21 protein-coding genes are annotated in these 21,601 nt (G+C 67.7%); all 21 read left to right on the top strand.

The genetic code is table 11. From position 1 onward, the window contains the following. Positions 1-35: 35 nt before the first annotated feature. The 21 genes from AC3IRM_RS08455 (at position 36) to fliN (ending at position 21,576) form a co-directional block, all read left to right on the top strand. Positions 36-1,160 (top strand): hypothetical protein, encoded by a 1,125-nt coding sequence (locus AC3IRM_RS08455; protein ID WP_489205742.1) that lies wholly within the window; start codon positions 36-38, stop codon positions 1,158-1,160. Between the two features lie 14 nt (positions 1,161-1,174). Continuing rightward, positions 1,175-1,939: a class I SAM-dependent methyltransferase gene (locus AC3IRM_RS08450; protein ID WP_489205741.1), complete on the top strand. Its 765-nt coding sequence runs from the start codon at positions 1,175-1,177 to the stop codon at positions 1,937-1,939. A 37-nt stretch (positions 1,940-1,976) separates the two neighbouring features. Next, a complete protein-coding gene (locus AC3IRM_RS08445; protein WP_489205740.1) occupies positions 1,977-5,582 on the top strand; it encodes a glycosyltransferase in 3,606 nt (1,201 codons plus the stop codon). A 150-nt stretch (positions 5,583-5,732) separates the two neighbouring features. Next, a complete protein-coding gene (fliD, locus tag AC3IRM_RS08440) occupies positions 5,733-7,064 on the top strand; it encodes a flagellar filament capping protein FliD (RefSeq protein WP_489205739.1) in 1,332 nt (443 codons plus the stop codon). 73 nt (positions 7,065-7,137) lie between these two features. After that, positions 7,138-7,557: a flagellar export chaperone FliS gene (gene fliS, locus AC3IRM_RS08435; protein ID WP_489205738.1), complete on the top strand. Its 420-nt coding sequence runs from the start codon at positions 7,138-7,140 to the stop codon at positions 7,555-7,557. Next, positions 7,554-7,847, top strand: a complete 294-nt coding sequence (locus tag AC3IRM_RS08430) for a hypothetical protein (protein ID WP_489205737.1) — start codon at positions 7,554-7,556, stop codon at positions 7,845-7,847. Before fliS ends, AC3IRM_RS08430 begins: the two co-directional genes overlap by 4 nt. Continuing rightward, on the top strand, positions 7,844-8,416 hold the full coding sequence (locus tag AC3IRM_RS08425; RefSeq protein WP_489205736.1) for a PilZ domain-containing protein: 573 nt from the start codon (positions 7,844-7,846) through the stop codon (positions 8,414-8,416). Before AC3IRM_RS08430 ends, AC3IRM_RS08425 begins: the two co-directional genes overlap by 4 nt. A 61-nt stretch (positions 8,417-8,477) precedes the next feature. Continuing rightward, positions 8,478-9,110 carry a response regulator gene (locus AC3IRM_RS08420; protein WP_489205878.1) on the top strand — a complete coding sequence of 211 codons (633 nt, stop codon included), beginning with the start codon at positions 8,478-8,480 and terminating at the stop codon, positions 9,108-9,110. A gap of 175 nt (positions 9,111-9,285) precedes the next feature. Continuing rightward, positions 9,286-10,692, top strand: coding sequence for an RNA polymerase factor sigma-54 (gene rpoN, locus AC3IRM_RS08415; protein WP_489205735.1), 1,407 nt, complete (start codon positions 9,286-9,288; stop codon positions 10,690-10,692). A 10-nt stretch (positions 10,693-10,702) separates the two neighbouring features. Then, the gene (locus AC3IRM_RS08410) at positions 10,703-11,098 is read left to right on the top strand and encodes a response regulator (RefSeq protein ID WP_489205734.1); all 396 of its coding nucleotides are present in this window, start codon (positions 10,703-10,705) and stop codon (positions 11,096-11,098) included. After that, positions 11,095-12,555: a sigma-54 dependent transcriptional regulator gene (locus tag AC3IRM_RS08405; protein WP_489205733.1), complete on the top strand. Its 1,461-nt coding sequence runs from the start codon at positions 11,095-11,097 to the stop codon at positions 12,553-12,555. Before AC3IRM_RS08410 ends, AC3IRM_RS08405 begins: the two co-directional genes overlap by 4 nt. Before the next feature lie 223 nt (positions 12,556-12,778). Beyond that, positions 12,779-13,162 (top strand): flagellar hook-basal body complex protein FliE, encoded by a 384-nt coding sequence (fliE, locus tag AC3IRM_RS08400; protein ID WP_489205732.1) that lies wholly within the window; start codon positions 12,779-12,781, stop codon positions 13,160-13,162. Positions 13,163-13,191: 29 nt separating this feature from the next. Further along, the gene (gene fliF / locus AC3IRM_RS08395) at positions 13,192-14,892 is read left to right on the top strand and encodes a flagellar basal-body MS-ring/collar protein FliF (protein ID WP_489205731.1); all 1,701 of its coding nucleotides are present in this window, start codon (positions 13,192-13,194) and stop codon (positions 14,890-14,892) included. A 10-nt stretch (positions 14,893-14,902) separates the two neighbouring features. After that, the gene (fliG, locus tag AC3IRM_RS08390; RefSeq protein ID WP_489205877.1) at positions 14,903-15,892 is read left to right on the top strand and encodes a flagellar motor switch protein FliG; all 990 of its coding nucleotides are present in this window, start codon (positions 14,903-14,905) and stop codon (positions 15,890-15,892) included. Further along, positions 15,889-16,503, top strand: coding sequence for a FliH/SctL family protein (locus AC3IRM_RS08385; RefSeq protein ID WP_489205730.1), 615 nt, complete (start codon positions 15,889-15,891; stop codon positions 16,501-16,503). Before fliG ends, AC3IRM_RS08385 begins: the two co-directional genes overlap by 4 nt. Next, positions 16,500-17,891: a FliI/YscN family ATPase gene (locus AC3IRM_RS08380; RefSeq protein WP_489205729.1), complete on the top strand. Its 1,392-nt coding sequence runs from the start codon at positions 16,500-16,502 to the stop codon at positions 17,889-17,891. Before AC3IRM_RS08385 ends, AC3IRM_RS08380 begins: the two co-directional genes overlap by 4 nt. Continuing rightward, on the top strand, positions 17,888-18,343 hold the full coding sequence (fliJ, locus tag AC3IRM_RS08375; protein ID WP_489205728.1) for a flagellar export protein FliJ: 456 nt from the start codon (positions 17,888-17,890) through the stop codon (positions 18,341-18,343). The genes AC3IRM_RS08380 and fliJ overlap by 4 nt, the downstream gene beginning before the upstream one ends. Next, positions 18,340-19,425 carry a flagellar hook-length control protein FliK gene (locus tag AC3IRM_RS08370; RefSeq protein WP_489205727.1) on the top strand — a complete coding sequence of 362 codons (1,086 nt, stop codon included), beginning with the start codon at positions 18,340-18,342 and terminating at the stop codon, positions 19,423-19,425. The genes fliJ and AC3IRM_RS08370 overlap by 4 nt, the downstream gene beginning before the upstream one ends. Before the next feature lie 300 nt (positions 19,426-19,725). Beyond that, positions 19,726-20,208 carry a flagellar basal body-associated FliL family protein gene (locus AC3IRM_RS08365; protein ID WP_489205726.1) on the top strand — a complete coding sequence of 161 codons (483 nt, stop codon included), beginning with the start codon at positions 19,726-19,728 and terminating at the stop codon, positions 20,206-20,208. 10 nt (positions 20,209-20,218) lie between these two features. Continuing rightward, positions 20,219-21,229, top strand: a complete 1,011-nt coding sequence (gene fliM / locus AC3IRM_RS08360; RefSeq protein WP_489205725.1) for a flagellar motor switch protein FliM — start codon at positions 20,219-20,221, stop codon at positions 21,227-21,229. Then, positions 21,226-21,576 carry a flagellar motor switch protein FliN gene (gene fliN / locus AC3IRM_RS08355; protein ID WP_489205724.1) on the top strand — a complete coding sequence of 117 codons (351 nt, stop codon included), beginning with the start codon at positions 21,226-21,228 and terminating at the stop codon, positions 21,574-21,576. The genes fliM and fliN overlap by 4 nt, the downstream gene beginning before the upstream one ends. Positions 21,577-21,601: the final 25 nt, after the last annotated feature.

The following is a 21,601-nucleotide window of genomic DNA, read 5'->3' as shown; positions in this document are numbered from 1 at the left end:
GATCCGTCCTGGACACGCACCCCGCCACCCGCTACGTGATCTTCTCCGGCGCCAACGAGCGCGCGGTGCTGGCGATCTGTCGCTCGTTCGCCAAACGAGACGTTCCCTGCTCCGTGGTCGCACGACCTGGCAATGATCCGCTGCGGCAAACGGCCTACCGCAGCTGGATCGGAGCCGTGCGGTCTGTGGACGCCTTGGACCTGGACGACATGCTCGTCTGCGTGCGCGCCCTGGTCGCCTGCCATCCGGGACAATCATTGGCGTTCTTGCCGACCGCCGAATCGATCAACAGGCTGGTCCTGCGCCACAGGGAGTGCTTCGAGCGGGCCGGGCTGTCGGTGCCCCTCGTCACTGAAGCGATCTACGCGACGGTCTCCGACAAGGCCAGTCTGCTGGAACAGGCCGCGAGCTTCGGTCTGCTGCTTCCGCCGCCGCTTGCAGCAGCTACCCGCGAAGCACTGCCGCTGGTGGCGAAGCCGCGCTGCGAGTTCGCCGCGGACGGTCGCAAGCTCTACCCTGAGCTGATTCACGATGCCGCCGCGCTGGACACGTTTCTCGCGCGCGCCGATGTCACGCAGTACTTCTTCCAGCGCTACCTCGACGGCGCGAGCTACTACTATCTCGCGCACTTCGCCCGCGATGGCACTGCCACGTTCGCCTACCAGCGCAACCTGCTGCAGCAGGACAACGGCAAATCGATCATCGCCGCCGAACTATGCGACTGCCCGGACGTCACCACCCGTGAACGACTGACAGCCCTGTTCCAGACGCTGGGCTACCACGGCTACGCGATGATCGAGACGATGGCGCTGGACGGCCATCAGTACCTCATCGAGGTCAATCCGCGCTTCTGGGGGCCCTGGAGCCTGGCCGACCAGGCAGGTTTCCTGCCCGAAGCATTCACCGGCTACGGACGCCCGCAGTCGGGTGGCATCGCCGGCGGACGCTACCTGTGGCTGGGCGGTCTGCTGGCCGACTGGGCGCGGGGGCGCAGGCCCCGCATCTATCCGGCGGCGCGCGAACTCCCGTTCCACGAGCGCGCTGCACTGCTCGCGCGCGACGTCTACTTCAGGCGCGACAGCCTCCCTCTGTTTCTCAGCGAGATCGTCGGCGCGCTCAGATCGCGACTCGCTCGCCATCTGCGACCCGTCAACCCATGACCACGGATTCCGCCATGTCCGACCCGATGTTTGCCCTGCGCGACGCATTCCAACGCACCCGTCTGGGCAGCAAGCACGCCTGCTACCAAGAAATCCCGGCCCTGCTCGCGCCTCTCCTGGCCGACAGTGCCCCGCCTTCTCTGCGCAGGTACGAAGCCGCGCGCCTTCGCTACATGCTTGAGCGGATCGAGGTGGACGGCCGTAGCATCCTCGACATCGGCAGCAACGGCGGCTTCTTCCTGATGGAGATGCTGCGCGCCGGGGCCTGTCACGCGACGGCCTACGAAGGCAGCGCCGATCACGCCGCCTTCCTGCATGCCGCACGTCGTGCGCTCTCGCTCGAGGCGCGCATGGACGTGCATGCGCGCTACTTCGACTTCGAGCGCGAGCAAGGACGTTATGACGTCGCCCTGCTGCTCAACGTGCTGCACCACGTGGGCGACGACTATGGCGACGCTGCGCTGTCTGTGGACGGCGCGCGACGCGAGATCGTCCGCAGCCTCGAGCGCATGCGCGAGCACTGCGACACCCTGGTGTTCCAGCTGGGTTTCAACTGGAAGGGCGATCGCCACGCAGGTCTGTTCGAGCACGGCACCATCGACGAGATGGTGGCGTTCGTGGAATCGGGCGTACGCGACACCTGGCAGGTCCGCCACGTCGGCGTGGCCGAGCGCGACAGCGACGGGGAGATCGTCTATCACGACCTGTGCGATGCCAACCGCCATCGCAAGGACGAGCTGGGCGAGTTCCTCAACCGTCCAATCTTCGTCCTGGCGTGAGTCGTTCCTTCAACGCAATCGAGCCCCGGGAGCCGACGTGACCCTGCAGCTGGAATCCATCAGAACAACAACGCCGCCGGCGGCAGTCGCCGGCGATGCCGTGCGCGTCACCGTGGCCATCCCCGCGTACAAGCCGAACTACCTGGATGCTGCGCTACAGAGCGTACTGGCCCAGGACTTCGAAGACTTCGAAATCATCGTCTGCGACGACAGTCCCGGCAGCGAGGTCGCCGGCATCGTCGCCTCCTACATCGGTCGCGAAGACGGGCCGGCGGTGCGCTACTTCCGGAATCCCGCTCCGTTGGGTGAGGAAGGCAACGTCGGTGAGTGCATCCGCCGTGCCAGGGCGGACTACATCAAGTTTCTCTATGACGACGACGTCCTGCTGCCCGGCTGCCTGGGCAAGCTGGCGGACGTGCTCGACCGTCATCCGGACGTGGCGATTGCGACCTCGCGCCGCAACAGGATCGACGAGCAGGGCAACCTCCTGCCGGACATCGGCGCGACGCGCTCGCCGTTTGCCACCGATGTCCGCATCGACGGTCGGGAACTGGTGTCCCTGCTCGCCGACTGGACTCTCAACTTCATCGGCGAGCCCAGTTCGGTGATGGTCCGGCGCGCGCAGGTGCTTGCGCTGGCCGGCCGGCAGTTCTCCCTCGGCGGACGCAAGGTCAGCTGGCTCGGCGATCTGGCGATGCACGTCAACCTGCTGCGCGAGGGACATCTGGCCTATCTGGTGGAACCGCTGTCGAGCTTCCGCGTCTCGCGCGAGCAGACCAGTCACGCCAGCCTGCTCAATCCCGACATCGGCAACGAGTGGTACGCCTACTTCAAGCGCACCATCAGAGAGGCGGGCTGGCACCGCGCGACGGACAACCATCTCGTCCGGGTTGCGCCGCTGGGGACGCCCGATGCATTCGAGGCGATGGATCTCGGCCGCCGCATCAAACGGATGGTCCTTGGCCTTGAGCCCGTCGACCCCCTGCGCCATTGGCTTGCCCCGCGCGTGCCGACCGCGACGCAGTCCGCATTGCTCGCACGCAGGCAGGGGATCGCCGAGGCTCCGTCGATCGCCGTGATGATCCGGGCCGGGTCCGACGCATCCGCGCTGGACGCCACGCTTGAGAGCCTGAAGGCGCTACAGCCTCATCATGGACCGCAGTGGATTTTCGTCGTAGGCGGCGAGGCGTCACCAAACGACGCCGCACTGCCACAGCTCCAGCATGTGTCCACCGCCCACGGCGAGCACGCCCTGATGAGTATCAACCGTACGTGCGCCACGCACGCGTTCGATTGGCTGTTGGCGGTCGACGCGGGCGAAACTTTCACCCGGTCGGGATTGCTGATCCTCACCCATGAACTGCTCGGCGCCGAGAACATCCGCGCCGTGTACGCGGACGAGATGATGCGGAACGACGACGGCGAACTCTCCGCGCTGCTGCGCCCGGACTTCAACCTCGACCTGCTGTTGTCGATGCCGTCGGGCATGTCGCGGCACTGGCTGTTCCGACGCGATGTCTTCCTCGACGCCGGTGGCTTCGACCCCGACTTCGCCGACGCACCCGAGTTCGACCTGCTGTTGCGCCTGATCGATGCGGGTGGCGTCGACGGTCTGGGACACGTGCACGAACCATTGTTGATCCTCCCGCCGCAGGAGATCCGCACCCGCCAGTCGGAACTGGACGTGCTGCAGCGCCATCTGCGCAACCGCGGATACGAACAGGCGTCGATCGAGGCGTCCCGTCCCGGTTGCTACCGCATCCGCTACGGGCACCAGGCGACGCCTGGCGTCTCCATCATCATCCCGACCAAGAACCAGCTCGGCATGCTGCGTCGCTGCGTCGAGACGTTGCTAGAGAAAACCGCCTACCAGAACTACGAAGTGCTGATCGTCGACAACGGCAGTACCGACGCCGACGCCTGCGCCTGGCTGGACGGCATCGAAGCGATGGCGAGCCAGCAGTTGCAGGTCATCCGATATCCGCATCCGTTCAACTATTCGGCCATGAACAATCTCGCCGCGGGCCGTGCGCGTGGCGAGTATCTGGTGCTGCTGAACAACGACACCGCGATCCTGCGCGAGGACTGGCTCGACGCGCTGCTCAATCATGCGCAGCGACCCGAAGTCGGCATCGTCGGTGCGAAGCTGCTCTACCCAGATAGCCGCATCCAGCATGCTGGCGTGGTGCTCGGCCTGCGTGGGCCCGCCGAGCATCCCTTCATCGGCGACGCTTTCGATGCGCCGGGCTACATGTACCGCCTGCAGGTCGACCAGAACTACAGCGCGGTGACCGGCGCGTGCCTGATGATCCGCAAGTCCCTGTATGACGAGGTCGGCGGGCTTGAAGAGGACGCCTTCAAGGTGTCCTACAACGACGTGGACCTATGCCTGAAGGCGCGGTCGGCCGGGCATCTGGTCGTATGGACCCCACACGCGGTGCTGCTGCACGAGGGCAGCGTCAGTCAGGCGCGCGTCGATACGAGTGCGTTCGAGGCCAAGGCCAAGCGCTTCCTCGCCGAGCAGGACGCCTTCTACGATCGCTGGCTGCCGGTCGTCGCGCACGATCCCGCGTACAACCGCAACCTCACGCTGAACGGCCAGGCATTCCAGGTCGAGACCGACACCACGTTCAACTGGAACCCACTGTCATGGCGCCCGCTGCCCGTGGCGCTCGTGCTACCGGCCGATCGCTTCGGCTGCGGGCATTACCGGGTCATCCAGCCTGCGCTGGCGATGAATGCCCTCGGGGTGGCCGATGCGCGGATCGGCGATCGCTATTGCTCGCCGGTCGAACTGGAACGATTGGCGCCCGACGTCATCTTGCTGCAGCGGCAGATGCTCAAGAGACAGCTGGACCCGCAGAAACGCATGTTCCGGTTCAGTCGCGCCTTCAAGGTCGCCGAGCTGGACGACTACCTGCCCAATGTGCCGATCAAGAGCGCACACAAGGGCCAGCTGCCGAGCGACGTGCTCAAGACGATGCGCGATGCATTGAAGCTGGTCGACCGGTTCGTGGTTTCGACAGTGCCGCTGGCCGAGGCACTGGACGGCCTGCATCCCGACATCCGTGTCGTCGAGAACCGTCTGCCGCTGCCGTGGTGGGGATCGCTGTCGGCGCTTCGACGCCAGGGACGACGTCCCCGCGTCGGTTGGGGCGGCGGCGCCGGGCATCGCGGCGACCTGGAGCTGATCGCCGACGTGGTGCGCGAACTGGCCGACGAGGTCGAGTGGGTGTTCCTGGGCATGTGCCCTGACAAGCTGAGACCGTATGTCCACGAGTTCCATTCGGGTGTCGCGATCGACGACTACCCCGCCCGACTAGCCGGTCTGAATCTCGACCTCGCGCTAGCGCCCCTCGAGGACAATCTGTTCAACCGCTGCAAGAGCAACCTGCGCCTGCTCGAGTACGGCGCGTGCGGGTATCCGGTGGTCTGCAGCGATGTCGCGCCGTACCGCGGCGACCTGCCGGTGACGCGCGTCAAGCCACGCTTCCGTGACTGGGTCGAGGCGATCCGCATGCACACGCGCGATCTGGATGCCGCCGGCCGTGCGGGAGACGCGTTGCGCGAGGCTGTCCGTCGCGACTGGATGCTCGACGAGTCACACGCCGCCTTCTGGCTGTCGCAATGGCTACCCGATTGAGTCGATCAACCGGGTTTCCGTCCCCCGCAGCGGAATGTTTCTTGCAGCGGTGAACTGCGTCTCAAGTCCAACCAAAGCGGGCCGATACCCGATGTGCACCCGAGACAACGGGTGCTGCAGGAAGGCGCGTCCAGATAACAGGAGAACGACATGGCTATTTCCGCGACCGGATCCGGGATCGACATCCCCAGTCTCGTGTCCAGTCTGGTCAGCGCCTCTCGAGCGCCCACGGAAAAGCGCATTACGACCGTCGGGACCGCCGTCAACGCCAAACTGTCGGCGGTCGGCCAGGTCAGGAACGCGATGGCCAATCTGCAGACCGCATTGAACCGGCTTTCGACCAGCGCCGACAAGCCGGCTTTCAAAGCGACGACCGTCGCGGACGCCGGTTTTACCGCGACGGCAGCCACGGGCGCCGTGCCCGGGAGCTATAGCGTGCGCATCGATTCGCTCGCCGGCGCGCAGAAGCTTGCGTCAGCCGGCCTTGCGCAGGACGCCGCGCCCGGCAGCGGCACACTGCGCTTCGCCTGGGGCGAGGATCAGAGCCTGGAGGTCGAGATCGGCGAAGGCGCGACGCTGGCCGACATCGCCAACGCCGTGAACCGGGCGGCGGCCGGCAAGGGTGTGGGTGCCACGGTTGTGACGTCCAGCCAAGGCCAGCAACTGGTCTTCACCGCGGCCGAAACCGGTCTTGCCAATACCTTGACCATCACCGCAGAAGGCGGAGATGGCGGCCTGCAGGCATTGACCAACGGACCTGGCGGCGGATTGACCGAAACCGTCGCGGCGACCGATGCAGTCGTCTTCGTCGACGGCCTCGAGCGCCGCTCGTCCAGCAACAGCGTTACCGACCTCGTGCCGGGCACCACGCTTGAACTGACGCGCGTCACAGAAGGCACACAGACCCTGCGCATCGCCCAGGACAACGAGGCGCTCAGCGCGAACGTCGCCGCCTTCGTCACCGCGTACAACAGTGTCGTCAGCACGCTCAAGTCCAGCAGCAGCTACAACGCCACGACCAAGTCGGCGGCCGCGCTAAACGGCGACTCTCTAGTCCGTACGCTGCAACAGCAACTTCGCGGCCAGATCGGCGAGCAGTCTGGAAGCCTCAAGGCACTCGGCGTCACCGCAGGCAAAGACGGCCTGCTGAGCTTTAGCGCGAGCGACTTCGCAGTCGCCATCGCCGCCGATCCGGTCGCTGCCAAATCGGTCTTCGGCGCCGAGGGCGGCTACACCGCGAACCTGTCGACGCTGCTCAAGGACAATCTCGATTCCATCAGCGGCAGTCTGGTCAAGCGGACCGAGGGTCTGAACAAGCAGGTCTCTGACCTGGAAAAGCAGCTTGACGCGCTCGACGTGCGCATGACGCGCTTATCCAGCCTGTACACCGCGCAGTTCACCGCGATGGAGATGATGGTCGTCCAGATGCAGAGCAGCAGCAGCTCGCTCAACAGCCTGCTGTCGTCCAACAGCAAGAACTGAGCCTCAAGTACGGGACCCGCGCCGCCGATATCCTAGTGCCGGCAGCCCGGCCTCGTCATTCCAGGAACACTTCATGTACGGATCCAGCCGCCAGAACGCCGACCAGTACCGCCGAATGGCAGTTGCCACGAGCGTGACCGAGGCCGATCCGCACAAGCTGATCGCTTTACTGCTCGCAGGCGCCTGCGAGCGGATCCGGCTGGCCGAGGCCTGTATCGCCAACGGCGACCAGCCGCGCAAGGGCAAGGCGATCGGCGAGGCCTGCGCGATTGTCAGCCATCTCAACGGCTCACTCGACCACGAGGCCGGAGGCCAGATCGCCGGCAATCTGGCCTCGCTTTACGACTACCTGGTCCGCCGCCTGACCGAGGCCAACCTGCACAACGACGTCGGCGCCCTACAGGAATCGCTGGCGCTGCTGGTCGAGATCGAGGCTGCATGGCACGCAATCCAGCCCGCCGCGGCGCCGATGACCGCCGGGGCGGCGGCGTGACCACGCCCGATTTGGCGGAGCTCCACGCGCGTCTCGGCGCGCTCGGAACCGCCCTCGATGGCGATATCCATGATGCGAGCGAGCAGATGGCCGCGTATCACGAACAGTTGCACCTCTACATCGCCGAGATCGGCCCACAGGCGCCCGTCGAGGCGCTGCGCGGCCTGCTGCAGTTGCAGAACGCCCTGCTGCTGCGCATGCATGCGCGTCAACAGGTCATCGGCGAGGCATTGCGTCTGGCCCGTCGCACCGAGAGCGCGTCGCGCGCCTACGCCGGAGACGGGCTGTGAGCCCCGACGTCGACCCGCCACAGGTCGACGCCGCCGACGCGCAGCTGTTCGGTGAGTCGCTGAGCTGCGATATCGATCTTCCGGTTGCAGTCGAGCCCACGTCGTCCCGCGGCCGCCAGGCCCAGGCGGTCACCCTGTTGCACGGTCTTGCGCAGATCGAGGACCTGCGCAAGGAGGAAGGCTCCGACGAGCATGGAGACCTGCCACTGCTGGCCCAGCGGATGGATGCGAAACTCGATCTGATCCTCGCCCTGGTCGGGCGTCTGGCGATGCGCGCCGACGGCCTGTCCGAGCGGCCGCTTCGATGGTCGGCCGCGGGATTGCGGGTTGACCTGGAATCCGCGACGGACTTGGCGCCCCAGACTGCAGCCCTGATTCGCCTGCAACCCGCGGCATGGCTCCCCGACCACCTCGAACTGCCCGCCCGCGTGATCTCCCGGCGGGAGATCCCCGGTGGAATCCGCCTCTGGCTGGCCTTCGTCGATCTGCGCCCGGATCTGGTCGAAGCGCTCGACCGTCACCTGTTCCGGCTGCATCGCCGCGCCGTCGCCGAGCAGCGTCGGCGCTGAGGATCGGCGTCTGTCGTATCCTTGCCGTACCGGGCACGCCCGGCTGCAGGGAGAGCTGCTGTTGCGAGTATTGATCGTCGACGACCACACCCTTGTGCGGGCAGGGCTGGCCCGTCTGTTGCAGGGGTTTGGCGGGGTCGATGTCTGCGCCGAAGCCAGCCGCGCCGAAGAGGCGCTGGACATGGCGTTGATCCACCGACCCGATGTCGTCCTCATGGATCTGTCACTGCCGGGCCGAAGCGGCATCGAGGCGATGACTGCGATCCATGCGGAACTGCCCACCGCGCGGGTGCTGATCATGTCGATGCACGACGATGCTCCGCATGTGCGCAGTGCGCTGGAGCGTGGCGCTGCCGGGTTCGTGGTCAAGGACGCTGCCCCGCTCGAGCTCGAACTCGCGTTGCGCACCGCGCTGGCCGGCGAGGTCTTCCTCAGCCCCCGCCTGTCCTCGCGGATGATGGCGCCGTTGTTCGGCCGGCCCAAGACCTCAGGGGTGGATGCGTTGTCGAACCGTCAACGGCAGATCCTCGACCTGATCGGGCGCGGCCTGAGCAGCAAGGAGATCGGCGTCAAACTCGAGATCAGCGTCAAGACGGTGGAAACCCATCGTGCCCGCATGATGGAAGTGCTCGGCTGCCGCCGCGCGAACGAGCTGGTGCTGTTGGCCGCGCGTCAGTCCCGTAGCGATCCCTGACGCGGTCCCGACAAAAAGCCGCCACCGCCATATCCGCCCCGCTGTCAGGGAAACCCCTACAGACGTGGGGCGCACCCCGGCGGGCATGGGAAACACCCTGATAGCGGATCCGTCACCATGGCTTCACGATTCCTTCACTGGCGCAGGGCGCGCCACGACGGAATCCGGACACGCCATGAAAGCCAGCGCCACCACCTCGATGCAGCTTGGCCAAGGCCTGCAGATGACGCCGCAGTTGCTGCAGTCGATCCGGCTGCTCCAGCTCGACGGTCTGCAACTGGAGCTGGAAATCCGTCGCGTGCTGGAGCAGAACCCGATGCTCGAACTCGACGAAGAGACCGATGCAAGTCCAGTGCCGGAACGTGTCGATGGCAGCACCGAAGTTGCGGCATTCGACGAGTTGCCCGAGTCGTCGATGTGGGACGTGCGCGGCGGCAGCTGGAGCGGCGAGGACGAGGACGGACTGGACCGGATTGCTGCGGCCGAATCGAGCGATCCGCATCTGCGCATCCTGCAGCGCCTGGCGACGACGCTCGACACCGACGACCTGCCGATCGCCGCCTTCTGGCTCGAGCACTGCGACGATGCCGGCTACCTCGCTGCGCCGCACGCCAGGCTGCTCGACGACGCAGTGATCCGCTTCGGCCGCACGGCCGCCAAAGTGGAAAGCGTGCGTCGGGTCCTGCTTGCCGGTGATCCGGCCGGTGTGGCCGCGCGCGACCTGCGCGAGTGTCTGCTTGCCCAGCTCGACGCCCTGCCCGGCCGCGTGGCCGGTCGCCGCCTGGCGCGGCGCGTGATCGACGAAGCCCTGGATCTGCTCGGCACCCACGACATCGCGGCCGTCGCCCGTCAGTTGCAGCGCGACGAAGCGGACATCCACGAGGCGGTTCGGCTGGTTCTCTCGCTCGACCCTCGCCCTGCGGAAGCAGGTGCGCCGGTCGAGAACACCGCGGTCATCCCCGACGTGGTGGTGTGGCATGCCGACGCCGGCTGGCGCGTGGCCCTCAATCCCGCCGCCACGCCGCGAGTGTCGATCAACGCCGGCTACGAGCGCGCAATCGCCGATGGCGAAGCCAGCGGCCCGATGCGCGAAATGCTGCAGGAAGCACGCTGGTTCACGCGTGGCCTGTCGATGCGCTACGACACCCTGCTGCGGACGGCACGGGTGATCGTGGAGCGCCAGGCTGCGTTCCTGGAGCGCGGTGAAGAAGAGATTGCGCCGCTGACCCTCAAGGACGTGGCGGATGCGATCGGCATGCACGAATCCACGGTGTCGCGCATCACCAGCGGCAAGTTCCTGCAGACCCCGCGCGGCACGATCGAGATGAAGCGGTTCTTCGCCGTGCGCCTCGACGGCGCGACGGTTTCCGGCGCCGCGGTGAAGGCGATGGTGCGCAGGCTGATCGAGGCCGAACCGGCGCAGCGCCCGCTGGCCGACGATGCGATCGCGACCCTGCTCGCCCGTCACGGCGTGCATATCGCGCGCCGCACCGTCGCCAAGTACCGCGAACAGCTCGACATCGCCCCGGCCCGTGCGCGCCGTCGCGGCGCCCGCCCCACCCTGCTCGCCCGTGCGGGCTGAGGACATCGGAATGCAGACCATCCACGTCCTTCTGGTCGACGACCACGAAGGCTTCATCAACGCCGCGCAGCGCCACTTCCGCAAGGTGGACTGGCTCGAAGTGGTCGGTACCGCCAGCAACGGTCTCGAGGCAATCGCCCAGTCCGAGGCGCTGCGTCCCGATGTTGTGCTGATGGACCTGGCGATGCCGGAGATGGGCGGCCTGCAGGCCGCGCGTCTGATCAAGGCGCAGGACGCGCCGCCGTACATCGTCATCGCCAGCCACTTCGACGACGCCGAACATCGCGAACACGCGATGCGCGCCGGCGCCGACAACTTCGTCAGCAAGCTGTCCTACATCCAGGACGTCATGCACATCCTCGAATCGCTGCACGCGGACACGTCGCGTGATGGAGACGTGTCGTGAGTGAAGCCCGCATCCTCGTGATCGACAGCAACGACGACCGCGCCGAGCGTCTGTGCACCCTGCTCGAGTTCATGGACCTGCGTCCGCGCTGGGTGTCGGAGCCCGGTGAAGTGTCGGCAGCACGCAACCGGCCCAACGACTGGATCGCCGTACTCGTCGGCGCGATCGACGATGCATCCGCCGCGCAGACCTTCTTCGGCTGGCTCGGGCAGGACGCAGTCCCACCGCCGGTACTGCTGCTCGACGAAGAGCCCGCCGCATTCGCCGCGACGCACGGCCTGCACGAGGCCGGGGTGTGGGCACTGGAATCGCCGCTGCGCCACGCGCAGCTGGAGAATCTGCTCCGCATGGCCAGCCTGAAGCGTCTCGACGCGGAGGAGAAGGCCAAGACCGACGACGGCGGCGGCCCCACCGGCACCAGTGGCTCGGTGCAGGCGCTGCGGCGGATGATCGACCAAGTCGCACCGTTCGACACGACCGTCCTCGTGCTCGGCGAATCCGGCTCGGGCAAGGAGGTCGCCGCACGGGCGATCCACCAGCGGTCGTCCCGACGCAACGGCCCGTTCGTCGCGATCAACTGCGGGGCAATACCGGCCGAGCTGCTGGAAAGTGAGCTCTTCGGCCACGAGAAGGGCGCCTTCACCGGCGCGCTTTCAGCGCGCAAGGGCCGCTTCGAGATGGCCGAGGGCGGCACCTTGCTGCTCGACGAGATCGGTGACATGAGCCTGCCGATGCAGGTCAAGCTGTTGCGTGTGCTGCAGGAGCGCTGTTTCGAGCGGGTGGGCGGTAACCAGAGCATCAAGTGCGACGTGCGCGTGATCGCGGCCACACATCGCAATCTCGAAGCCCGCATCGGTGACGGCCAGTTCCGCGAGGACCTGTTCTACCGCCTCAACGTCTTCCCGATCGAAATGCCGGCGCTGCGCGAACGCCGAGAAGATCTGCCCGAGCTGGTGCGCACGGTGGCCACGCAACTGGCCCGCAACGGACGCGGCGAGATCCGGTTCGCGGCCGATACCCTCGACGCGCTGGCGGGCTATGCCTGGCCGGGCAACGTGCGGGAACTGTGCAACCTGGTCGAGCGTCTCGCAGTGCTCAATCCGGGCGGTCTGGTGCGCGTGCACGACCTGCCGCAGCGCTATCGCGAGCATCTCTATCCCGACGTGGCGCCTGTGATCGAAGCGTCGCCTGCCCCGTCGGTCCTGAAGACCGTCGCCGCGCCTCCTGCGGCTGCGCCGGCGGAGGCCCTTGCAGGCATCGAGGATGGCGCCCAGTTGCCGGAAGACGGCATGGACCTGCGCGACCACATGGCGCGGATCGAGCTGGGCCTGATCCGCGAGGCACTGGAGCGCAGTGAGGGCGTGGTCGCCCATGCGGCCCAGTTGCTGGGTCTGCGTCGCACCACGCTAGCCGAGAAGCTGCGCAAGTACGGCATCGAGCGCGATCTCGCGGCCTGAGCAACGGCCGTGGACCTGTCCGGGTGATCCGCGCCGTGGCCGCGGACACCGGGCGCTCTGGGATGCAGCGTGGATGCCTGCCTGACCGGCCGACAGCACCGCTCCAGGCGGCGCGCATGCGATCGCCGCGGTGCACGGCGCGCCGGAATCCCGACACCCCCAGGCACGCGTTCCGGCACACGTCTTGCATCACCGCTGACAGGTTTCCTGCCCCGGCCATCCCATGAGCCACTCCGTCAATTCGATCCTGTCGCAGATCCGCAGCTACCAGGGCCAGGTGACCCAGTCGCGGCCGATGGCCGGCGACGTTGCGCGCAGCGACGCGATCGCCGTGCAGGGCGGCGTTGGCGGGATGCAGGGGATCGGGGCGACCGGCGCAGCGGCGCCGACCTTCGGCGCCACGCTGCGCAACGCGCTGGAAGGGGTGAACGGCGCGCAGCAACGGTCGGGACAACTGGTGCGGGCATTCGAGCTGGGCGAGCCCGGCGCGGACCTCGCCAAGGTGATGGTCGCCTCGCAGCAATCGCAGGTGGCCTTCCGCGCCACCGTGGAAGTGCGCAATCGACTGGTACAGGCGTACCAGGACGTCATGAACATGCCGCTGTGATGCGGCCCGGACAGGAATAAGCGAACACCATGGCGATCACGCTGTCCAAAGAAGCCCTCAACACCGATGCGGCCAGTCGCAAGGCGGTCGATGTGCTCGATCGTCTGGAGAAAATGCAGATCGCCGGACGGCTGGCGAAGATGATGCTGCTGGCCGCGGCCATCGCGGTCGGGCTGATCGTGTTCTTCTGGGCGCAGAAGCCGGGCTACGTGCCGCTGTACGCCGGGCTCGACGCGAAGGCCACCGCGGAAGCCACCGACCTGCTGCGTGCCGCGCAGATCCCGTTCAAGATGGACCAGGCCTCCGGCGCGATCTCCGTGCCGGAGGCCAATCTCCACGACGCGCGCCTGAAGCTGGCCGGGTCCGGCCTGGGCGAGTCCGGCCGCATCGGCTTCGAGCTGATGGAGCGTGATCCGGGCTTCGGCGTCAGCCAGTTCGTCGAGAACGCGCGCTATCAGCACGCACTCGAAACCGAGCTGGTGCGCACCATCGCCGCGCTGCGGCCAGTGCGCGATGCCCGCGTGCATCTGGCGATTCCCAAGCCCTCGGCCTTCACCCGTCAGCGCGAAGCAGCCAGCGCATCGGTCGTGCTGGAGCTGCGCGGTGGCGCCACGCTCGAGCGTGGCCAGGTCGACGCGATCGTGCATCTGGTCGCGTCCAGCATCCCCGATCTGTCGCCCGACCGGGTCACGGTCGTCGACCAGAACGGGCGCATGCTCAGCAACGACGGTCAGGACCCGGCAGCCGCGCTCAGCGCACTCCAGTTCGAGCAGGCGCGTCGCCAGGAAACCTCGTTCAACCAGCGCATCCGAGAATTGCTCGAGCCGATGACAGGCGCCGGCCGCGTCAACGCCGAAGTCACCGTCGACATGGATTTTTCGGTCAGTGAGGAAGCGCGGGAGCTGTACAACGCCGATCCGCCGAAGCTGCGCAGCGAGCAGCTGAGCGAGTCCTCCAGCCGCGATGCGGTGGCCCAGGGCGTCCCCGGCGCCACCCCGAACCTGCCGGACAACACGATCAACCCCGCACCGCTGGACGCCCAGGTGGCTGCTGCCACGGGTGGCGACGCCGCCGGCGATTCCTCGCGCAGTTCCACCCGCAACTTCGAACTCGACCGCACCCTCAGCCACACCCGTCAGCCGCCCGGACGCATCCGTCGGGTCAGCGCGGCCGTGCTGGTCGACCATGTACCGCGCACCGGCGCCGATGGCACCTCCACCACGCAACCGCTGACCGCCGCGGAACTGCAGCGCGTCGAAGCACTCGTGCGCCAGGCCGTCGGTTTCGACGAAGCGCGCGGGGACACGGTCTCGGTGATGAACGCACCGTTCGTACGGGAGCCATCGGAAGGGTTCGAAGGTCCGCCGTGGTGGCAGCAGCCGATGCTGCGCGACATCGCGCGACTGGCGCTGGGTGCGCTTTTGATCCTGGCCCTGCTGTTCGGCGTGGTCCGCCCTGCCGTGCGCCAGATCACCGGCCCGTCCAAGCTGCCTGCACCCAAGACGCCGGCGACGGCCGAAGTCACCCTGCTTGACGGCGACGAGCCGCTGCCGGCGCTGGCCGAGGACACGGCGCGGATCGATGCGCTGGCCGATGCACGTGCGCCGATCGCATTGCCGTCGGACGCCTACGAGGACCGTCTGCGCACTGCGCGCGAGGCGGTGAAGACGGATTCCAAGCGCGTGGCGCAAGTGGTCAAGGGATGGTTGGACGATGAAGCGGCCGCATGACATCAACGCCCTGACCGGCGTACAGCGCGCAGCGGTTCTGCTCCTCTCTCTCGGTGAGGTGGACGCGGCCGAGGTGCTCAAGCACATGGACGCCAAGGAAGTGCAGAAGCTCGGCCTGGCGATGGCGACCATGGGCGCGGTCAGCCGGGAACAGGTTGCGCACGTGATGGAGGATTTCTCCGGCGCGCTCGACCGCCAGACCTCGCTCGGCGTCGGCGCCGACGACTACATCCGCGCGGTGCTGGTCCAGGCCCTGGGCGCCGACAAGGCCGGCGGCGTCATCGATCGCATCCTGCTCGGTCGCAACACCACCGGCCTCGACACGCTCAAGTGGATGGACCCGCGGGCGATCGCCGATCTCGTGCGTCACGAGCATCCGCAGATCATCGCGATCGTACTCTCGCACCTCGATGCTGATCAGGCCGCAGATGCGCTGAAGCTGCTGCCCGAGCGTACCCGCGCCGACGTGCTGCTGCGCATCGCCACGCTCGACGGCATTCCGCCCAATGCCCTCAACGAGCTCAACGAGATCATGGAGCGCCAGTTCGCCGGCAACCAGAACCTCAAGTCGTCGGCGGTGGGCGGCGTCAAGGTGGCGGCGAACATCCTCAATTTCATGGATACCGGCCCCGACCAGGGACTGCTCGCCGCGATCCGCAAGGTCGACGATGTCCTGGGGCAACGTATCCAGGACCTGATGTTCGTGTTCGACGATCTCATCGAACTCGACGACCGCGAACTCCAGTCGGTCCTGCGGGAAGTCTCCGGCGAGCGTCTCGGTATCGCCCTGCGCGGCGCCGACCCCAAAGTGCGCGACAAGATCACCCGCAACATGTCGCAGCGTGCCGCCGAGATCCTGCTCGAGGACATGGAAGCCCGTGGGCCGGTGCGTCTGTCGGATGTCGAAAGCGCGCAGAAGGAAATCCTCACCCTGGTCCGGCGCATGGCCGATGAGGGCACGATCTCGCTCGGTGGCGGCGCCACCGAGGCGCTCGTATGAACAGTGCCGTGCGCTGGTATGCGCCATCGCTGGAAGAGCCGTTGCCGGTCGTCTGCGAAGAAGAGCCGGTGGAGATGCCGCATCCGCCGTCGCTCGAAGAGATCCAGCAGATCCGCGACGACGCCCAGCACGAAGGCTTCAACGAGGGCATGGCCCAGGGCCACGCCGAAGGGCTGGCCCAGGCGCAGGGCGAAATGCGTCGTCTGACCGCCCAGATCGAAGGCATCCTCGATAACTTCTCGCGCCCGCTGGTCAGGCTGGAGAACGAAGTGGTCGCCGCGCTCGGCGACCTCGCCGTACGTATTGCGGGCGGTCTGGTGGGCGGCGCGTACCACGCGGACCCCGAACTGCTGGCCGGGCTGGTCGCCGAGGCCGTCGATGCCGCCGGCGGCATGGCGCGCGAGGTCGAGGTGCGACTGCATCCCGACGACATCGCCGCGCTGACCCCGCTGTTGTCGCTGAACCCAGCGACGCGGCTGGTCGCCGATCCGGCGCTGGCGCGTGGCGATCTGCGCGTCCATGCGGAAACGGTACGCATCGACGGCAGCCTTGATGCCCGCCTGCGCGGCGTGCTCGAGACCGTGATGCGCCGCGCCGGGACGCGCACATGAGCCCGGTCGCCCTGCCCTTTGCGGATCCGGCCGACTGGCTGACCGCGCGCAATCTGCGCCTGGCCACCCGGCTGGATGCGACCGGCCCGGATCCAGCGGCCGGTCGTGGCCTGGTGCGCGAAGGCATCCTGCGCCGCGCCGTGGGCCTCACGCTGGAGGCTGTGGGCTGCGAAGCGCCCATGGGCGCGACCTGCAAGGTGGAGGTCGATGGGGGCTGGGTCGAAGCCGAGGTCGTCGGCTTCGCCGGCGACCGCACCTCGTTGATGCCCAGCGCCGAAACCCACGGCCTGCTGCCGAATGCGCGCGTGGTACCGGTGCTGCGCCGCGGCGGCGTCGAGGTCGGTGAAGGCCTGCTGGGCCGCGTGATCGATTCCGATGGCGCACCGCTCGACGGCAAGGGCCCCATCCGCGCGGAAGGCAGCGTCGGCATGGCCGGCGTCTCGATCAATCCGTTGGCGCGTGAACCCATCATCCAGCCGCTGGACGTGGGCGTACGCGCGATCAATGCGCTGTTGCCGATCGGCCGCGGCCAGCGTGTGGGCCTGTTCGCCGGCTCCGGCGTCGGCAAGTCCACACTGCTCGGCATGATGACCCGCTTCACCGCGGCCGACGTCATCGTCGTCGGCCTGATCGGCGAGCGCGGCCGCGAGGTGCGCGACTTCGTCGAGAGCACGCTCGGCGAAGAGGGCCTGCGCCGCGCGGTCGTCGTCGCCGCGCCGGCAGACCGTCCGCCACTGGCACGCCTGCACGGCGCCTATCGCGCCACGGCCATCGCCGAATGGTTCCGCGACCAGGGTCTCAACGTGCTGCTGCTGATGGATTCGCTGACCCGCTTCGCCCAGGCCCAGCGCGAGATCGGCCTGTCGGTCGGCGAGCCGCCGACCACCCGCGGCTATCCGCCGAGCGTGTTCGCCAAGCTGCCGGCGCTGGTGGAACGCGCCGGCAATGGTGCCGCTGGTCGCGGCTCGATCACCGCCTTCTACACCGTGTTGACCGAAGGCGACGATCCGCAGGATCCGATCGCCGACGCCGCGCGCGCGATCCTCGACGGCCACATCCTGCTGTCGCGCCGGATCGCCGACGCCGGCCTCTATCCCGCGATCGACGTCGAATCCTCGGTCAGCCGCGTGGTCACCGAGATCGCCGACGAGACCTGGCGCCAGCGGATCCGCTCGCTCAAGCGGCTGATTTCGGCCTACTCGGCCAACCGCGACCTGATCGCCATCGGTGCCTATCAGCGCGGCGCCGATCCGGCGGTCGACGAAGCGCTGGCGCGCTGGCCCGAGATCGTCGAGTTTCTGGGCCAGGACATCGCCCATGCCGCCGATCTGCATCACAGCCGCGAGGCGCTCGAGCGCCTGCTGCATCCAGAGGAACCCGCCGCATGAAACAGTCCCGCCGCATCGATCCGCTGCTCAACCGCGCCCAAGAAACCGAAGACGCGGCGGCGCGCGTGCTGGCAGAGCGGCAGAGCACGCTGGCCCAGCACGAGGCCCAGCTGGACGAACTGCGCCGGTATGCCGACGAATACGGGCACAGCCAGATGGCCGCCACCAATCCCGCACAGCTGGCCAACCGCCGCGCCTTCCTCGATCGCCTGCAGTCGGCCGTCGAACAGCAATCGCGCGCGGTCGACAACAGTCGGCAGACAGTCGAGGTCGAGCGTGGCCGTCTGCTGCTCGCCAGTCGCGACAAGCAGGTGCTCGAGCAACTGGCCGCGAGCTACCGCGCGCAGGAACGCCAGGTCGACGAACGCCGCTCGCAACGGGAGCTCGATGACCTCGGCGCGCGACGGGTGCGCCTGGCCCAGCTCGCCGCCGCTGATGGAGCAGATGCATGACGCCGTTGACCGCAGCGCCGCCGACGCCTTCGCCAGCGCCCGCAACGAGCAGGAGCGGCGCGCCCGCCAACGGCGCAGCTGATGGCGAATCCAATGCGTTCGCCAAGGCGCTGCAACGGCGCCAGGCAGCGGACAGTGGCGCCGGTGGACAGCGGACTGCGAGCCCGGCCCAGGACGAATCGGCGACGTCGACCGACATCCGCCCGGAGCCGGTCACGCCGAAGCGCGACACCGTAGCGCCCGAGATCGAATCGGCCGCACCGGCGGCACCTGCCGCGATCGACGCGCAGCCGCCTGTGCCGGGGTGGCCGCCGGCCGGGTTGGCAGGTCTTCTGGGGTTCGCGGACGACGCTGCGATGCCGATGTCCGAGCCTGATATCGATACAGCGGCGCCAGCCCTGTTGCCGGACGCGCTTGGCCTTGCGGTGCGCGCGACACCGCCAGGCCAGGCCGCACCTGCCACCGCCAACGCCGCTGTCGCTGTCGCTGCGTTGCCCACGGCGACACTGCCGGTGCAGGACGACGTGCCGCTGCCGGCGCCGATGCCCGCACTGGCGGCGGAACAGGCCTTGACCATCGAAGGCGGTGAGCCCGCGCCCGTCGCCTTCGTGCTGCCGGCGCCGGCCCCCCTGCGCGAACCTCCGCCGCTGCTGGCAGCGCCACTGCCCACGCCCCAGGTGGGCGCGGAAGATTTCGAAGCACGGTTCGGCGCCCAGCTCGAATGGATGGCCGACCGCAAGATCAGCGAGGCCCGCATCCGGGTCACGCCGAACGAACTCGGGCCGGTCGAGGTGCGTCTGCACATGGACGGCGATCGCATCCGCGCCGATTTCGTCAGCGCCAATTCCGAAACGCGCCAGGCTCTGGAACACGGCATGCCGCGCTTGCGCGACCTGCTGGGTGAACACGGCCTCCAGCTGGCCCACACCCACGTCGGCAGCGGCCAGACCGGCACAGGCCACTCCGGAGACCCGGCGCCGCGCGCCGGCGACCGCAACGCCAGCGACGACGAGGCGGGCAGCGGCGCACCTGCGACGGCGCCGCATTCGCGCACACTCGGTCTGCTCGACGCCTACGCCTGATCGGGTGCGTCGCATGCGCATGGCGAGTGGAGCGCTGACCGTACGAGTCGGCGATCCACGCCCGCGCGGTTCGCGTCCGCGCGCGCTGCCGCCCGTCGCAGCGGGTGCCACGCAGCAGACCGCGCCCGCGCCGCGGTGACGGAATTCCGTCCTGCCCTCCCGCTCTGACCGCTACGCCGTACGGGGCCGCCGTGGCCGAGATGCGTCGGCGCCCGTTGCAGTGAGGCCTGACGGAAAACCGGCGCGGTTTCGGCATGGAGATTGCATCCCTTCCGGTGGATTCCCAACCGGTACAGCACCTTGACCGCCGTCAGCCCCACCCGCCCCGCGCCGTCCTCGAAAAACCGCCTGCTCCTGATCATCATCGGCCTGATCGTGCTCGCCGGTGCGGGTGGTGGCGGCTGGTACCTGCTCAAGCACAAGGCGGCGGCGCCTGAAGCAGCGCAGGCGGCGCTGCCCGCGCCAGCCCAGTACCTGCCGATGTCGCCGGCCTTCGTCGTCAATCTGGACGAGACGCCTTCTGGCCCGCGGTATCTGCAGGTGGAAGTCCAGCTGGTCACCCGCGATCCCCTGGCGGGCGCCGAACTGCAGGCGCACGAGCCGGCGTTGCGCGCGCGCCTGCTGATGCTCTTCGCGCAGCAGACCTACGACGGCGTGTCCACGCGCGCGGGCAAGGAAGCGCTGCAGGCGCAGGCCTTGAAGGAAGTGCAGGCGCTGATGACCGAGGAGACCGGCAAGCCGGCCGCCGAAGCGCTGCTGTTCACCAGCTTCGTGACCCAGTGAGCGCCACCTGATGAGCAACGACCTGCTCTCACAGGACGAGATCGATGCGCTGTTGCACGGCGTCGACGCCGGCGTCGTGGACACCGAGCCGACGCCCGACCCGGGCGTCGCCCGCACCTACGATTTCGCCAGCCAGGACCGCATCATCCGCGGTCGCATGCCGACGCTGGAGATGGTCAACGAGCGCTTCGTGCGCCTGTGGCGCATTGGCCTGTTCAACCTGATCCGGCGTTCGGCGGACGTTTCGGTGCGCGGCATCGACCTGGTGAAATTCGGTGACTACCTGCACCAGCTCTACGTTCCCACCAACCTCAACCTGATCAAGTTCAAGCCGCTGCGTGGCACCGGGCTCGTGGTCTTCGAACCCAAGCTGGTGTTCGCCGTGGTCGACAATTTCTTCGGCGGCGATGGGCGCTATCCCACGCGCATCGAAGGGCGCGAGTTCACGGCCACCGAGATGCGGGTGATCCAGCTGATGCTCAAGCAGACCTTCGCCGACATGGCCGAGGCCTGGGCGCCGGTGCTGGATGTGGAATGCGAGTACATCAACTCCGAGATCAACCCGCACTTCGCCAATATCGTCACCCCGCGCGAGTACGTCGTGGTCAGCCGCTTCCACGTCGAGCTGGAAGGCGGTGGCGGCGAAATCCACATCACCCTGCCGTACTCGATGCTCGAGCCCATCCGCGAACTGCTCGATGCCGGCATCCAGAGCGATCGTGTCGACCGCGACGAGAGCTGGAACATCTCGATGCGACAACAGCTGATGAGCTCCGAGGTCACCGTCTCGAGCGTGCTGGCCAAACGCAACATCGAGCTGCGTCAGCTCACGCGCCTGAAAGTCGGCGACATCCTGCCGATCGACCTGCCGGCCGAAGTGCCGATCTGCATCGAAGGCATTCCGGTGTTCACCGGTCGCTTCGGCACCGCCGGTGGCTACAACGTCGTGAAGATCACCGAGACACATCCGCCGGGCACCACGCCCGCGCGCCGAACCGAACCCCAGGATCTGCCCGCATGAGCAATCAGGACCACACCTTCCCGCAGGAAGCGGCCGCGCCCGCCAAGTTCGACGACCTGCATGCCGACGGCCCGCTCGATGGCGCCGACCTCAACCTCGACGTGATCCTCGATGTTCCGGTGGCGCTGTCACTGGAAGTCGGACGCACACGCATGCCGATCCGCAGCCTGCTGCAGCTCAACCGGGGTTCGGTCATCGAACTCGAACGCGGCGCCGGTGAACCACTGGACGTCTACGTCAACGGCACTCTGATCGCGCATGGCGAGGTCGTCGTCATCAACGACCGCTTCGGTGTGCGTCTGACCGATGTCGTCAGCCCCAGCGAGCGGATCCGGAGACTGCGGTGACTCCGACGCGTGTCGAAACGGCCGC

The organism is Luteimonas sp. KH_071, assembly GCF_057838005.1.
The sequence above is the reverse complement of the archived record's forward strand: the minus strand, read 5'-3'. Positions and strand labels throughout refer to the sequence as shown.

Excerpts from the sequence above, each read along its gene's own strand:
- AC3IRM_RS08450 (WP_489205741.1), top strand. The coding sequence starts at position 1,175 with ATGTCCGACCCGATGTTTGCCCTGCGCGACGCATTCCAACGCACCCGT.
- fliD (WP_489205739.1), top strand. The coding sequence starts at position 5,733 with ATGGCTATTTCCGCGACCGGATCCGGGATCGACATCCCCAGTCTCGTG.
- fliS (WP_489205738.1), top strand. The coding sequence starts at position 7,138 with ATGTACGGATCCAGCCGCCAGAACGCCGACCAGTACCGCCGAATGGCA.
- rpoN (WP_489205735.1), top strand. The coding sequence starts at position 9,286 with ATGAAAGCCAGCGCCACCACCTCGATGCAGCTTGGCCAAGGCCTGCAG.
- AC3IRM_RS08410 (WP_489205734.1), top strand. The coding sequence starts at position 10,703 with ATGCAGACCATCCACGTCCTTCTGGTCGACGACCACGAAGGCTTCATC.
- fliE (WP_489205732.1), top strand. The coding sequence starts at position 12,779 with ATGAGCCACTCCGTCAATTCGATCCTGTCGCAGATCCGCAGCTACCAG.
- fliF (WP_489205731.1), top strand. The coding sequence starts at position 13,192 with ATGGCGATCACGCTGTCCAAAGAAGCCCTCAACACCGATGCGGCCAGT.
- AC3IRM_RS08385 (WP_489205730.1), top strand. The coding sequence starts at position 15,889 with ATGAACAGTGCCGTGCGCTGGTATGCGCCATCGCTGGAAGAGCCGTTG.
- AC3IRM_RS08380 (WP_489205729.1), top strand. The coding sequence starts at position 16,500 with ATGAGCCCGGTCGCCCTGCCCTTTGCGGATCCGGCCGACTGGCTGACC.
- fliJ (WP_489205728.1), top strand. The coding sequence starts at position 17,888 with ATGAAACAGTCCCGCCGCATCGATCCGCTGCTCAACCGCGCCCAAGAA.
- AC3IRM_RS08370 (WP_489205727.1), top strand. The coding sequence starts at position 18,340 with ATGACGCCGTTGACCGCAGCGCCGCCGACGCCTTCGCCAGCGCCCGCA.
- fliM (WP_489205725.1), top strand. The coding sequence starts at position 20,219 with ATGAGCAACGACCTGCTCTCACAGGACGAGATCGATGCGCTGTTGCAC.
- fliN (WP_489205724.1), top strand. The coding sequence starts at position 21,226 with ATGAGCAATCAGGACCACACCTTCCCGCAGGAAGCGGCCGCGCCCGCC.